Here is a 14,110-nt window from a genome sequence, read left to right on the forward strand (position 1 = left end):
CACGGATGAAGGAAGCGGGGCCGCGGCTCAGGGGTCCGGGGCGACGGGGTCGAGGTTATTTCCTGCGCGCCGAAGCGGCGTCAGGTTGGTAGAGCTTGCCGTCCTTGTCGCCATTCCAAGGATTACCGAATAGTTTTGCAGGCGGGACGTCATCGCCAGTTGCGAGACTGGCGCGCACGGCGGCACGCTCGCGCCGGTGTTCGCGCGCCTTGTAGCGCTTTTCGCTCTTGGCGCTGGTGACAGGTGTCTTTGGTGTTCGGCGTCGACTTCGGGACATTGGGGCCTCCTGGATTTGGCAAAGCCGTCTAGAATACACGAACTTTCCCTTTCCTACACCCCCGCCACCATGCCTCCCTGCGCGGTTCTCTCGAACCATCGCGCAAGGACGCAGACATGATCATTTGTTTTGGACCTCAAACGCCGGGCGGGGCGCGTCCGCGCCCCTTGGCTTCCTCGCATAAGCTCGGGCGGCCGGTCGGCCTTGCGGCGCGTCTGCGGCGCGCCGGACCAGCGCGTTCAACCGATGCCGGAGGTGAAGCATGAGCGAGCTCGTACCCACCTCCTCTACCACCCCCGACATCCCTCGCTCCGACACCGGGCAGCCGGTCGCCATGGGGGCGGCGCAGATGGCGGCGTTTCTGGAGAGCATGCAGGTGCTCGGCAATGTCTCGGCCGCGTGCCAGCGGGCGGGCGTGACGCGGCAGGCGGCTTATCGGGCGCGGCGGCGGCATGCGGGGTTTGCGCGGGGCTGGGATGCGGCGCTCGTCGCGGCGCGGCATGTGGCTGAAAGCGAGCTGGCGGAGCGGGCGATCCACGGGGTGGAGGAGACGGTCTTCTATCACGGCGAGGAGGTGGCCAAGCGGCGTCGCTATGACGCGCGGCTGCTGCTGGCGCATCTTGGCCGGCTGGACCGCATGGCGGAGCGGCTGGACGTGGCCGCCACGCTCCCGCTGCTGGACGAGGCGATCGACGCGCTGCGCTCCGGCGGGGCGGTGGATGCGGCGCTGCCCGCGCAGCTCGACCCCGCGGCCCTGCGCCAGGCCCAGGCGGAGCGCGAGCTGGTCGCGGATCCGGCGGGGGTTGCGGCCAGGGAGGCTGAGCGCGAGGCTGAGCGTGCCAACGTCCTCGGAACAGCTCAGGACGGGCGGGATGGAAAATCGGCTCAGGACGAGCCGGGCGGGAAATCCGCACTGGACACTGTAACACCTGTGACACCTTGCCCCGGCGAGCCCTGTCCGGACTGCGGCGGGCGGTGTCTCGATGCGGAGGCGGACCCGCGCGTGGAGCTGACCGAGGCGGACTGCCAGTGGCTGGGCAATCGCCTCAGGCGGTTCGAGGCAGCGCGGCCAGCGGGCGCTCCCAAACCGCACGAGCAGGTGGACGGCTTCGAGGCGGCCTGCGAGGCCGAGATGGTACAGCTCTGGGCCTTCGAGAACGGCGTGCCCGAGTGGTGGACCTACACGCGGGAGGACGCCGTGGCCGAGGCTATCGCGGCGATGGGCTCAGAACAGTCCCTCGATGCCCCAGGCCGTGAGGGCGTAGAAGAACTGGACGAAGATGATGAACAGCATCAGCGCGATGTTGGTCCTGCGCCCCTTGCTCAACGCCAACCAGACGAAGGCCGGCATGGACAGGAAGATGAAGATGCCCGCGAGGAGGAACCAGGGGTGCTGGGCCAGGATCGCGCCCTGCTCCTCGGCCGAGGGGGTTGCGCCGAGCAGCGCGATGGCCACTTGCGCAGCGACGTTGATGGCGAACATGCCCCACACCACGAAGCGCTTCTGCAGCCAGTAATAGGCGTCGAAATCGGGCCACAGCTCGGGCTCGTCCGGAAAGACGAGGGTGGCAACGAGGTAGTACCCGCCGATCAGGATCAGCACGCCGAAGACGGTGGCCATCTGCATGTCCAGCACGTCGCGCGTGATCCACACGATGTTCCAGAAGGTGCCGAGGTCCACCAGCACCAGCAGGCCTAGTAGCGGGACCAGCCAGCCGACCTTCACCTTGCGCGCGGCGGGGTCGACGCCGGCCTTGCGGCGGGCGCGCAGTTTCAGGATGCGGCTGAAGCCCAGCAGCATCTCCGCCACCGCGAGGCTGATAAGCAGCGTGAACAGCTCGAAAATATACTGGAATTCGTTGATCTGCTCCATGGCCCCCGTCCTCTGCCAGAGCGCCGGACGATGCCGCGCAAGTCAGGGCAGGGCAAGCCGCGATTGGCCAAATTGCCGCAAATGGGACTGGAGAGACGGTTTGCGGCGGTTCGGGAGAAACTACCGGATTTGACGCGGGAACTGCTCGGGAACCCGCGCAAATCTGCCATTCTGGGGCAAAAAAGGCCGATAATATCAGCGAAATCCGGTCGTAAATGCCCCTCGGCTCGTCGCTTTCGGACTCGGTGAACGGCCCCGAACGGCTATTTGGCCCGCCAACGTCATCGGACGGGAGCATGATCAATGTGGTTTCGCAGCATCACACTGGGTGCAGGCCTACTGAGCCTGGCAGCCGTGAACGCGCAGACAGTGCCCGTGGAGGACCAGCCAGCTGTCTCGTCCGCGATTGGCGGCGTGGACGGCGAAGCGCGGTTCGTGCCCTCCGATGAGGCGCAGCTGTCCGAAGTGTCGTTCGAAGAAGGCTTCGAGGCTTATTCGGGCGATGTAGACCCGGGCGCAATCCCGCCGCATGCCGTGCGGCTCGACACCTTCGACCCGCCTTTGGAAGTGGAGCCGGAGCCCCGCTCAGGCCGCTCGTTGGGCATGGGCGTTGCAAGCTATTACGGCGCGCGCTTCGCAGGCCGGCTGACGGCAAATGGCGAACGCTTCAATCCGCGCGAGATGACGGCCGCGCACAAGACGCTGCCTTTCGGCACGCGCGTGCGCGTGACCAACCCCCGCAACGGCAAGAGCGTGATTGTGCGCATCAACGACCGCGGGCCCTTCATCCGCGGCCGCACGATCGACCTTTCGCGCGGCGCGGCAGAGGAAATCGGCATCGTGCGCGCCGGCCATGGCCGCGTGGCAATGGAAATCGTCGAGTAACCGCCGCGAAGGCTGCCCCGCAAAAAGGGCTTTCCTGCAGGACCTGACGCATTGCAGTGACGCGCCGCGCCACCGGATAATCGCGCTTTGCTCGCATTCGAGACACAAGCTCTGATTAGATAGGCCGCGCAAAGAAAATGGGGCCGATCCGAAGATCGACCCCACTCTCGCCGCCGTGTGGCTGGTTCCGAAGACCCAGACTTGACGCCCGGCGTATCGCTGCCGCAGCCAACCCCGAAGGGATGAGCCTGGCGGCGTGTCGCCCGGCGCTCGCGCCGGCGCCGGTTCCGTCGGGGGCCGGGTTCGATCCGAAGATCCATCCCTTGCCGCCCGGCGGTTCCGAGATCGTTTATCGCTTTGGCTTCTCAAGCGGTTTATGCGCTCTTGCGATTGCACCAACCATCGATGCCGATGGGATAATCGACCTTTCGCAACTTTGCGCCTGTGCGGTCTCAACACTCCGGTTCGCTTGCCATGTAACGCATGGCTGCGCTGCCTTTGCTCTTCCGCGTGGCATTTCGCCGTCGCCCCGGATGCGGTTCCAAAATCCCTTCTTCCATCGGGCCGTTACGCCGTCTTTCCGAAGGGCCAATCCCCGCTTCCGATGAGTTGAAGATGCGCGGCAAACCGAGTCGCGGCAAGGGCGCGAGCGTCGAGTTATCCACTTTCTTTCATATTGCCAGTGGACAAGGGTGGATAAGTCAACGGTTCGGCGCAATCACGCAATAAAGTTACGCGACGGCGGGAAATCCCCGAGATCAGTCCCGGTGGTCGCGATTGGCCAGCAGGCGGAGGCGCAGCGCGTTCAGCTTGATGAAGCCGGCGGCATCGGCCTGGTCGTATGCACCGGCATCGTCCTCGAAGGTGACATGCGCTTCGGAATACAGGCTGTCCGGGCTGCGGCGGCCGACGACATCGGCATTACCCTTGTAGAGCTTCAGTCGGACCTCGCCATTCACGCGCGCTTGCGAGTGGTCGATGGCGGACTGCAGCATTTCGCGTTCCGGGCTGAACCAGAAGCCATTGTAGATCAGCTCCGCATAGCGCGGCATCAGCTCGTCCTTCAGGTGCGCGGCGCCGCGATCCAGCGTGATCTGTTCGATGCCGCGGTGCGCGCGGGCGTAGATCTCGCCACCGGGCGTCTCATACATGCCGCGGCTCTTCATGCCGACGAAGCGGTTCTCGACCAGGTCGAGCCTGCCGATGCCATGCTTGCGGCCCAGATCGTTCAGCGCAGTCAGCAGCTGCGCGGGCGACATGGTCTCGCCATTGAGCGCAACACCGTCACCCGTCTCGAAGGTCAGCGTGATGTATTCCGGCGTGTCCGGCGCGTCTTCCGGGTTGACCGTGCGGGAATAGACGTAGTCCGGCGTTTCCTGCCACGGATCCTCCAGAACCTTCCCCTCGGAAGAGGTGTGCAGGAGATTTGCATCGGTGGAGAAGGGGCTTTCGCCGCGCTTGTCCTTCGGGACGGCGATCTGGTGGTTCTCCGCCCATTCGATCAGCGCGGTCCGGCTGGTGAGGTCCCATTCGCGCCAGGGTGCGATGACCTGGATATCCGGGGCGAGGGCATAGGCAGACAGTTCGAAGCGGACCTGGTCGTTGCCTTTGCCGGTGGCACCGTGTGCGATGGCATCGGCGTCCGTCTCGCGGGCGATCTCGACGAGCCGCTTGGAAATGAGCGGGCGGGCGATGGACGTGCCCAGCAGGTAATCGCCTTCATAGCGGGCGTTGGCGCGCATCATCGGGAAGACGAAGTCGCGCACGAATTCCTCGCGCAGGTCCTCGATATAGATGTGCTTGTCCGGGATCCCCATGGCGCGGGCCTTCTCGCGCGCGGGCTCGATTTCCTCGCCTTGGCCGAGGTCTGCGGTGAAGGTGACCACTTCGCAGCCGCGCTCAACTTCCAGCCATTTCGCGATGACGGAGGTATCGAGGCCGCCGGAATAGGCGAGGACGACGCGCGAGACTTTGGACATTATGCTTCCTTGCTTTGCTGCCAGCGCCGCTACCAATTGGATGCGCGGCGGGCAATGTGGCTTCGACCATGGGCTGCGATAGGGCGGCTTTTGCGCCAGCTTGCGAAGAGGGCCCGCCGGGTGCATCCTGCGGCGCATGGCAGAGCCAAAGACAATACCCACGGGCAAAAGCGTCGACCAATTCTTCGACAGCGTGGAGCCTGAGCGCAAGCGCGAGGAAGCAAAGGTGCTGGACGCCCTGTTCCGCAAGGTCACCGGCGAGGAGCCGCGCCTGTGGGGGCCGAGCATCATCGGTTACGGCGAATATCGCACCACTTACGAAAGCGGCCGCCAGGTCCACTGGCTACGCACCGGCTTCAGCCCGCGTAAGGCGAAGCACTCGCTGTACCTGATGGGCGGCTATTGCGATTCGGTGACGGGCGATGACCACGCAAAGGACCTGGAGCAGTTGGGCAAGCATTCGCGCGGCAAGAGCTGCCTGTACATCAACAAGCTGGCCGACATTGACGTGGACGTGCTGGAGCGGATGATCCGCCGCGACTACGAGGAAATGCGGCGGCGTTATCCGAAATGATCAGATCCCGGCATACCACTGGTAGCCGCGGTCTTCCCAATATCCGCCTTCTCCGCCGCCGATGCCCTCCAGCGTGTCTACCACTTCGACGCCGGTCAGGTATTTCGCGCTCTTGTAGCCCAGCTGCCGCTCGATCCGGACTCGCAGGGGCGCGCCATTGCGTTCGGGCAGGGCTTCGCCGTTGAGGGCATGGGCGACGATGGTTTGCGGATGCATGGCATCGGCCATGTCCACGCTCTCGTAATACTCGGCGCCGTTCAGCGTATCGGCGCAGCGGAACAGGACGAAGCGCGCGTCGGAGCGTATGCCGGCCATGTCCAGGATCGTGCCAAGCTGCGGGCCGGTCCATTCGCCGATTGCGCTCCAGCCTTCCACGCAGTCGTGCCGCGTCACCTGCGTGCGCTGGGGCAGGGCTTTCAGCATGTCGAGCGACAGATCCAGCTCCCGGTCCACCATGCCGGACACTTTCAGCGTCCAGTCGGCAAAGCCGCTTTCCAGCGCAGCACGGTAAGCGTCCGTGTCCACGGTCTGCGAGCCATTGCCGCGGAAGAAGGGGGACACGTCCGCCCGGTCGTATTCCGGGGCCAGGGGCAGGCTGCCGATGGCGCGGTGGCTGAACTTGTGCCAGCTCGTCGCGCTATCCACGATGGCGCCGAACCAGTCGGTCTTGCCGATCTTGCTGCATCCGGCGGCGAAGAAGGCCGCGCCGGCGGCCAGCAGGTTACGCCTTCTCATCTTCGCGCCCTCCCGTAATCATGTCGCGCAATTGCCCGATGGGCCCTGCCAGCAGCACCAGCACGATGTGCAGGACGAAAAAGCCGAACAGGGCGAAGGCGAAGATGAAATGGATGCTGCGCGCGCTCTGCCGTCCGCCGAACAGATCCGTCATCCACGGGATCGCAGCCTCCATGCCCGGGCTCATCACCATCCCGGTGAAGATCATGCCCGGCAGCAGGATGAAAAGGACGAGGCCGTAGGCGGCCTTCTGCAGGAAGTTGTACTTCCCCTCGCCATGGTCGAAATCCAGCCGCAGATGGCTGCGGATGTCCTGCCAGATATTGGCCGGTTTCCATTCGCGCAGCGTGGTGCGCATGTCGCGCTGGAGATGCCGGTTGATCAGCGAGACGATGAAGTAGCCCGTCAGCGCCACCGCCATCACCCATGAGAAGACGACATGCCAGTCGCGCGCCGCGGCCAGGCTGTAATAATCGGGGATGGTCATCCAGCCCGGGAAGCTCGGGACGGCCAGCCAAGCCTGGTCGGGCGAAAAGCCCCACTCACCCCAATAGAGGTATCGGTGCGCATTGGAGATGTTCAGCCCGCTCATGAACAGCACGATCAGCGCGACCGCGTTGATCCAGTGCCATAGCCGCGTGCCCAGTCCGTGGCGTTTCCTCATGCGTCCTCATCCTCCCGCGCAAGGTAGATCACATCACGGTCCTGATCGCAAAGGTACTGGCCGGAATCGACATAGATGTGCTGTCCGCTCGCCACCGGCCCTGTCGCCAAGAAATAGGCCGCATCGGCCACTTCGCTCGCTGCGGTGCGGCGGTCCAGCGGGTTCAGGCGGTGCGATTGCTCGGCCTCTTCCTCGCTCTGGTCGTGGCTCGGCAGGATGGCACCGGGTGCGAGCGAGGTGATGCGGTCCTGCGGGAAGGCCATCGCCAGCATCTGCGAGGCGGCGGAGAAGGCAGCCTTCGACATGGTGTAGCTGAAAAAGTCCGGGTTCATGTTGGCCAATTTCTGGTCGGTCACATTGATGACGCGGCGGGGCGAGGCCGCGCGGCTGCCTGACAGGAAGGCCTGCGCCAGCATGGCGGGGCTGCGGGCGTTTACCTGCATGGCGCGCATGTTGGTGGCCGGATCGAGCGCGTGGGCACCGTCCGGCTTGAACACGGACGCGCAGTTGACGGTGACGCGCCAGTCCGTGTGACTTGCGGCGAGCCGCTCCACCATTTCCGCCATCTTGCCCGTATCGGTCAGGTCGCACTGGGCGACTTCTGCGCTCGGCAATTCGCGAGCCAGGTCTTCCGCGGCATCGCGCGATGTGTTGCAGTGGATGACCACGTGCCAGCCGGCATCGGCAAAGCGCCGCACGATGCATTCGCCAAGGCGCTGCGCACCTCCGGTAACGAGCACCACGGGCGCGTCTATCGGCAAGAGCTGGTTCCTTCGATCGCCATTGCGGACCCTATGGCAGCAAGATGGGCGCGAAGGGAAGGGGCGGCTTGGGAACACCGATGCCGCTGGCACGCTTTGTGAGCATGGCACGGGACACCAGCGATACGGACGACGAGTTCGAGGCATACGAGGGCAAGGCGATCCCCAGCGGACGCGGTGCGCGCTTCACGCATTTTGGGGCGCTCGCCTCGGGCGTAGCGGGCGGCATGTTGGCGGAAGGCGCGCGGCGGCTGGCCGCAGGCGAGCGGCCCCGGATGCGCGACATGATGCTGACGCCCGGCAATGTGATGCGGGTGGCGGACAAGCTTTCGCACCTGCGCGGCGCAGCGATGAAGCTGGGCCAGATGGTCAGCATGGATGCAGGCGATTTCCTGCCGCCGGAGCTGTCCGCAATCATGGCGCGCCTGCGCGAAAACGCCGATCACATGCCGCCGGGCCAGCTGAACAAGGTCTTGATTGCCGAATGGGGCAAGGGCTGGCGCAGGCAGTTCACGAAATTTGGGCCCAAGCCCATGGCCGCCGCCAGCATCGGGCAAGTGCACCGCGCCATCCTGCCGGACGGGCGCGAGCTGGCGATCAAGGTGCAGTATCCGGGCGTTGCAACCTCCATCGATTCAGACATCGACAATGTCGCGACCTTGCTGCGGATTTCAGGCCTGCTGCCCAAGGAGCTGGATATCGCCCCGCTGCTGGCAGAGGCGAAGCGCCAATTGCACGAGGAAGCCGATTATCAGCGCGAGGCCGCGATGATGACCCGCTACGCCAACCTGCTGGAAGGTGAGGACAGCTACCTCGTCCCGCGCCCTGTCGAGGCGCTGACGACCGACAAGATCCTGGCTATGGACTTCCTGCCCGGAGAGCCGATCGAAGCGCTGGAGAGCGCCCCGCAGGAGGTGCGCGATACCGCGATGGAAAGCCTTATCGGATTGGTCCTGCGCGAACTGTTCGAATTCGGACTGATGCAGACAGATCCCAATTTCGCCAATTACCGCTTCGATCCCGAGAGCGGGCGGCTGGTGCTGCTTGATTTCGGCGCAACGCGCGAACTCGCGCCCGATATCGTGGACGCTTACCGCCAGATGCTGCGCGCGGGGCTGGGCGGGGACAAGGCGGAAATCCGCGCCGCTGCCGTGGCGGCGGGCTTCATGAACGATGCCGCAGCGCGCAAGCACCAAGTTGTGGTGGACGACATGATCGACGTGATCCTTGCCGAGGCGAACAAGCCCGGCAAGTTCGACTTCGGCGACCGCGCGTTCATCGGCGTGCTGCGCGAACAGGGCATGAGCGTGGCCGAGGACCGCGAGGCATGGCACCTGCCACCCGCCGAAATGGTCTTCGTGCAGCGCAAGATCAGCGGCACGGCGCTGCTGGCCGCCCGGCTGAAGGCGCGGGTTGATGTGCGCGGGATGATTGCGGACGCGCTGGAGCGCTATCCGGCGGGCTGATCACTCGGCCGCGTAATCGTCTGGAACTTCGGGCGGGGGCGGGGTATCACCGGCATTGGCGGCGGCTTCCGCTTCGGTCTCCTGCACTTCGGCCTGGAGGTTGTCTGCCGCATTCCCGGCCGCTTCCGCGCCGTCCGACAGCACCTGTTCCGCATTGGCTGCGGTATCGGCAGCTGCGGATTCAACCATTTCTTCTGCGCTATCCTGCGTCTTTTCGGAGCAGGCAGCGAGGGCGAGAGCGCCAATAAGGGCAAAAGGCAGGGTCTTCATCAATGGTCCTCCAGCAGGTTTGGCAGCAAGAGAGCGCGCTGCACGGCCAATCAAATCACCTATTCCGGCACTTCGTTCCGCAGTTCGTCCAGCCAGACATCGGCCACAGCATCGCTCGGTGCGCGCCAGTCCCCGCGCGGGGACAGTGCGCCGCCGCCCGAAACCTTGGGTCCGTTGGGCATGGCGCTGCGCTTGAACTGGCTGAACTGGAAGAAGCGCCAGAGGAACTTTTCCAGCCACTTGCGGATGGTGGGCAGGTCGTATGCGTTCTTGCGCCCATCCGGAAAATCGGCAGGCCAGCTGCCGGCGTCCGCATCCTTCCACGCGTGCCACGCCAGGAAGGCCACCTTGGACGGCAACTGCCCGTAGCGCAGGATGTGGTGCAGGAAGAAGTCGTTCAGCTCATACGGGCCAATCATGCTTTCCGTGCTCTGTATGGAGCCGTCCTCGCCGGCCGGGACCAGCTCGGGGCTGATCTCGGTGTTGAGGACATCCTCCAGAGCCTTGTCCACGCCGGGGTCGAACTGGTCGGTCCGTTCCGCCCAGCGCAGCAGGTACTGGATCAGCGTTTTGGGCACGCCGGAATTGACGCCGTAATGGCTCATCTGGTCGCCCACGCCATAGGTGCACCAGCCCAGCGCCAGCTCGCTGAGGTCGCCCGTGCCGATCACGAAGCCGGAATGCTGCCCCGCCAGGCGGAACAGGTAATCGGTGCGCAGGCCCGCCTGCACGTTTTCGAAGGTGGTGTCGTAGACCGGCTCGCCATCCGCGAAGGGGTGGCCGATGTCTTCCAGCATGCGGCGCGCGGCGGGGACGATGTCGATCTCTTCCGCCGTGATGCCGGTTGCCTCCATCAGCATCCATGCATTGGACTTGGTGCCATCCGACGTGCCGAAGCCGGGCATGGTGTAACCGCGGATCGTCGTGCGCGGCAGGCCGAGGCGGTCGCAGGCCTTGCAGGCCACCAGCAGGGCGTGGGTGGAATCGAGGCCGCCGGAGATACCGATGACGAGGCTCTTCGCCCCCGTCGCCGTGATCCGCCGCATCAGCGCATCGACCTGAATGTTGAAGGCCTCGTAACAATCCTCGTCCAGCGCGTTCAAGCGATTGGGCACGAAGGGGAAGCGGCGCACGGGGCGCTGCAGGCCGATATTGCCGCCGGCATGGGCGTGGGTGAAGGCGATGCGGCGATACCAGTCTTCCGGGCGGCCTTCATGTTCGGCTGCGTCGGAGAAGGTCTGGTTGCGCATCCGCTCGTTCAGGATGCGCTGCGTGTCGATATCGGTGACGCACAGTTCCGGCTCCAGCTCGAACCGGACGCTCTCGGCCATCAGTTCGCCCAGCTCGTAAATCACGCCCTGTCCGTCCCACGCGAGGTCGGTCGTGCTCTCGCCGTGGCCGCTGGCGGAATAGGCATAGGCGCAGATGGAGCGGGCGGAGCTGGAGCGGCAGTGCAGCCTGCGATCGTCCGCGCGGCCGATGGTGATGGGGCTGGCGGAAAGGTTGCAGAGGATCGTCGCGCCCGCCAGCGCGGCCAGCGTGCCGGGCGGGTTGGGGCTCCAGAAATCCTCGCATATCTCAACGCCAAAGGTGAAGCCGGGGAGGTTGTCCGCCGCGAATATCACGTCCGTCCCGAACGGGACGCTGTCCTCGCCGATGCGGATGTCCAGCCCCTGGCAGTTGCGGCCATGGGCGAACCAGCGTTTCTCGTAAAATTCGCGGTAATTGGGCAGGAAGCTCTTGGGGATGGCGCCCAGCACGCGCCCGTTCGCGACGGCCAGCGCGCAATTGTAGACCTTGCCATTCCGGCGCAGCGGCGCGCCGATGACCAGCACGGGCGAAAGGCCTGCGGTGGCCTCGGCGATGGCCACGATGGCAGCTTCGGCTGCATCCAGCATCGCGCCCTGCAAATGCAGGTCGTCGATGGCATATCCGGTCACGCAAAGCTCTGGATAGACGACCAGGTCGCAGTGCTGCGCATGCGCCTTCTTTGCCTCGGCAATGATAGCGTCGCGGTTGAAGGCGACATCCGCCGTCCGGACCGCAGGGGTTGCGGTGGCGATGCGCACGAAACCGTGGCGATGCATGTCGAAGAATGCGTGGTCCTGGTCGCTCATGTCACTGCCTTAGCGCCAAAATCCGCCGGATGGGTAAAAATGCGCTTTAACCCGCAGGCTTGCGTGCGCGGATGGAAACCCATGACCTGACTGCACCGTCCGCGCCCTTGCCCTGCCACTCGCGGCTATCGAGGACTTCGAAGTCCTGATCCCGGTAGAGCTGCTCCAGCCGGTCAGCCGGGGTCAGGGCGAAGTAGCGGCCGCGCTCGTCCACGCCTTCGTCTTCACCGGTCTTGAAGCTGGCCTCAGACAGGCCGCCGGGCTTCAGGGCGCGCAGAATGCGGGCGAGGATGTTGCCGAGTTGATCCAGCGGGACGTGGAACAGGCAGGCGTGCGCCCAGACCGCGTCATACGTGCTTTCGGCGTCCAGTTCGCCAAAGCGCATCAGGCGCGCCTTTATGCCGTAGCGTTCGGATGCCTTGCGCAGCATGGCGGGCGTGCCGTCCGTCGCATCCACGGTGAAGCCGCGCTCCTGCATGCGCGAAGCATCTCGGCCCGTCCCGCAGCCCAGTTCCAGCACATGCGCGCCCGCAGGAAGCGCGTCGAGGAAACCGTCCAGGAACCGGCTGTGGCTGCTATCGAAAGCGTGCGAATAATACGGGACGCTGGACTGGTAATGCCCGATGGTCCGGTCCGCGTAATCCATGGCTTCAGGCTTCCTGCGCCTCGGCCTCTGCCTCCGCGGCGGCAGCCTCGCGGTCGCGCTGGGCGCGGCTCTTCTTCTCTGCCGAGGTTTTCAGCTGGCCGCAGGCTGCATCAATGTCCCGCCCGCGCGGGGTGCGCACCGGCGCGCTGATGCCATGTTCGAACACGATGTTGGAGAAGGACCGGATGCGCTCGGGCGCGCTGCACTCGTAAGCGGAACCCGGCCAGGGGTTGAAGGGGATCAGGTTCACCTTCGCAGGCAGGCCGTACTGCTTGATCAGCCGCACCAGCTCGCGCGCGTCGTCATCGCTGTCGTTCTTGTCCTTCAGCATGACATATTCAAACGTGATGCGCCGAGCGTTGGAGGCGCCGGGGTAATCGGCGCAAGCCTGCAGCAATTCCTCGAGGCCATACTTGCGGTTGATCGGCACGATCTCGTCGCGCACTTCCTTGGTCACCGCATGCAGCGACACGGCAAGGTTCACGCCGATTTCCTCGCCGCATTTCTGCATCAGCGGGACCACGCCGCTGGTGGACAGGGTGATGCGCCGCTTGGACAGGGCCAGGCCTTCGCCGTCCATCACGATGGAGAGCGCGCCCTTGACGTTCTCGTAATTGTACAGCGGCTCGCCCATGCCCATCATCACGATGTTGGTCAGCAGGCGTCCGTCGGACGAGTAATCCGCCTCGTCGGCCTCGTCGGCCACGTCCATTTTGCCCTTGGGCCATTCGCCCAGCGCGTCGCGCGCCAGCATGACCTGGCCCACGATCTCGCCCGGCGTAAGGTTGCGCACGAGGCGCATGGTGCCGGTGTGGCAGAAGGTGCAATTGAGCGTGCAGCCGACCTGGCTGGACACGCACAAGGTCCCGCGATCGGCATCGGGGATGAAGACCATCTCGAAATCATGGCCGTCATCGGTTCGCAACAGCCATTTGCGCGTGCCGTCGGTGGAATGCTGCGCCTCCACCACATCGGGGCGGCCCACGATGAACCGCTCGTCCAGCCACGGGCGCATGGTCTTGGAGATGTCCGTCATGGCCGCGAATTCGGTCACGCCGCGGTGGTAGATCCAGTGGAACACCTGCTTTGCGCGCAGCTTCGCCTGCTTGGTATCCAGCCCCGCTTCCTCGAACAGCGCCATGATGCGCTTCTTGGGCAGGCCGAGCAGGTCCAGGCGGCCGTCTTCGCGCGGCGTGATGTCACGCGCAGTGGTGACGGGATCGACCTGTCCGGCGATCGGCATGAGTGCAGTATCGGGCATGGCGCGCCCTATATGGCATCTGCGCCGCGATTTACACCGCGAATTGCCCTGTCAGCGCCGCTCAGCTGCGGGCGCATCCCACGGTGGCCGCATCCATGGCGGTGGCAACGCCCTGCAGGCTGTATCGGTCGGTAAAGCGCCGCCCCTGCCGGTCGCGCCCGCTAACGGTCATGGATCCGGCAGAGCGCATGGCAGCAACGATCGCCGCGTCCATCTGACGATCCTGCGCCCACGCATCGCCTCCGCCGCCCGTCAGGCTGAAGGATGCGGAGCCAAGGCGAAGCATGATATCCGCATCTGCCGCCACCGCGCGCGAGAGGCGGAAATGCACCTGCCCGCGCACACTGCGCTTCGGCCATGTCCCCACGCTGGCAAAGGCGCGGTAATCGCCGCCTGCATCCTGCGCTGCCGCAATGGCATAGCAGCGCGGCACCTGCGGATCGCGAAACGCGCCCCAATTGCCAAACACGCCAAGGCTGTCCTTGGCGGAAAGCGGCGCCGCAATGGCGAGGCCGATAAGGCCGATGATGAGCTTGCAATCGGGCACCCCAAGACCGTTACGAAACTATGGCCTCCGCGCCAAGATACCGCCCGAAAATCGT

General features: G+C 65.1%; 13 protein-coding genes. 3 read left to right on the forward strand and 10 right to left on the reverse strand.

All coding sequences use genetic code 11. The features are described 5' to 3' along the window. Positions 1–1,502: 1,502 nt before the first annotated feature. Entirely contained in the window at positions 1,503–2,150 is a 648-nt protein-coding gene (locus A6F65_RS06710) for a hypothetical protein (RefSeq protein ID WP_067787080.1), read from the reverse strand. A gap of 354 nt (positions 2,151–2,504) precedes the next feature. On the opposite strand from A6F65_RS06710, the gene A6F65_RS06715 reads away from it, so the two are divergent. Continuing rightward, positions 2,505–3,035, forward strand: a complete 531-nt coding sequence (locus A6F65_RS06715; protein WP_237164781.1) for a septal ring lytic transglycosylase RlpA family protein — start codon at positions 2,505–2,507, stop codon at positions 3,033–3,035. Positions 3,036–3,793: 758 nt separating this feature from the next. Here A6F65_RS06715 and A6F65_RS06720 read toward each other — a convergent pair. Further along, positions 3,794–5,014 carry an argininosuccinate synthase gene (locus A6F65_RS06720; protein ID WP_067787082.1) on the reverse strand — a complete coding sequence of 407 codons (1,221 nt, stop codon included), beginning with the start codon at positions 5,012–5,014 and terminating at the stop codon, positions 3,794–3,796. A gap of 136 nt (positions 5,015–5,150) precedes the next feature. On the opposite strand from A6F65_RS06720, the gene A6F65_RS06725 reads away from it, so the two are divergent. Beyond that, a complete protein-coding gene (locus tag A6F65_RS06725; RefSeq protein WP_067787083.1) occupies positions 5,151–5,588 on the forward strand; it encodes a DUF1801 domain-containing protein in 438 nt (145 codons plus the stop codon). On the opposite strand, the gene A6F65_RS06730 is transcribed toward A6F65_RS06725, so the two are convergent. The 3 genes from A6F65_RS06730 to A6F65_RS06740 are packed head-to-tail and all read right to left on the reverse strand — an operon-like array spanning position 5,589 to position 7,748. Further along, complete coding sequence (locus tag A6F65_RS06730) at positions 5,589–6,323, reverse strand: molybdopterin-dependent oxidoreductase (RefSeq protein WP_067787084.1); 735 nt, start codon at positions 6,321–6,323, stop codon at positions 5,589–5,591. Continuing rightward, positions 6,310–6,987, reverse strand: coding sequence for a cytochrome b/b6 domain-containing protein (locus A6F65_RS06735; protein WP_067787086.1), 678 nt, complete (start codon positions 6,985–6,987; stop codon positions 6,310–6,312). Before A6F65_RS06735 ends, A6F65_RS06730 begins: the two co-directional genes overlap by 14 nt. After that, a complete protein-coding gene (locus tag A6F65_RS06740; RefSeq protein WP_237164782.1) occupies positions 6,984–7,748 on the reverse strand; it encodes an SDR family oxidoreductase in 765 nt (254 codons plus the stop codon). Before A6F65_RS06740 ends, A6F65_RS06735 begins: the two co-directional genes overlap by 4 nt. A 104-nt stretch (positions 7,749–7,852) precedes the next feature. Between A6F65_RS06740 and A6F65_RS06745 the strand changes: the two genes are divergently transcribed. After that, positions 7,853–9,214, forward strand: coding sequence for an ABC1 kinase family protein (locus A6F65_RS06745; protein ID WP_067790241.1), 1,362 nt, complete (start codon positions 7,853–7,855; stop codon positions 9,212–9,214). Here A6F65_RS06745 and A6F65_RS06750 read toward each other — a convergent pair whose 3' ends face one another. The 5 genes from A6F65_RS06750 to A6F65_RS06770 all read right to left on the reverse strand — a co-directional run bounded on the left by A6F65_RS06750 (position 9,215) and on the right by A6F65_RS06770 (position 14,055). Beyond that, positions 9,215–9,484 carry a hypothetical protein gene (locus A6F65_RS06750; protein ID WP_067787088.1) on the reverse strand — a complete coding sequence of 90 codons (270 nt, stop codon included), beginning with the start codon at positions 9,482–9,484 and terminating at the stop codon, positions 9,215–9,217. It lies immediately after the preceding gene. Positions 9,485–9,543: 59 nt separating this feature from the next. Next, the gene (locus A6F65_RS06755; protein ID WP_067787089.1) at positions 9,544–11,601 is read right to left on the reverse strand and encodes an NAD(+) synthase; all 2,058 of its coding nucleotides are present in this window, start codon (positions 11,599–11,601) and stop codon (positions 9,544–9,546) included. A gap of 46 nt (positions 11,602–11,647) precedes the next feature. Beyond that, a complete protein-coding gene (locus A6F65_RS06760; RefSeq protein WP_067787091.1) occupies positions 11,648–12,247 on the reverse strand; it encodes a class I SAM-dependent methyltransferase in 600 nt (199 codons plus the stop codon). A 4-nt stretch (positions 12,248–12,251) separates the two neighbouring features. After that, entirely contained in the window at positions 12,252–13,508 is a 1,257-nt protein-coding gene (gene rlmN / locus A6F65_RS06765; RefSeq protein WP_067787093.1) for a dual-specificity RNA methyltransferase RlmN, read from the reverse strand. Between the two features lie 61 nt (positions 13,509–13,569). Continuing rightward, complete coding sequence (locus tag A6F65_RS06770) at positions 13,570–14,055, reverse strand: invasion associated locus B family protein (protein WP_067787095.1); 486 nt, start codon at positions 14,053–14,055, stop codon at positions 13,570–13,572. Positions 14,056–14,110: the final 55 nt, after the last annotated feature.

The organism is Paraurantiacibacter namhicola (assembly GCF_001687545.1).
Taxonomy (GTDB): Bacteria; Pseudomonadota; Alphaproteobacteria; order Sphingomonadales; family Sphingomonadaceae; genus Paraurantiacibacter; species Paraurantiacibacter namhicola.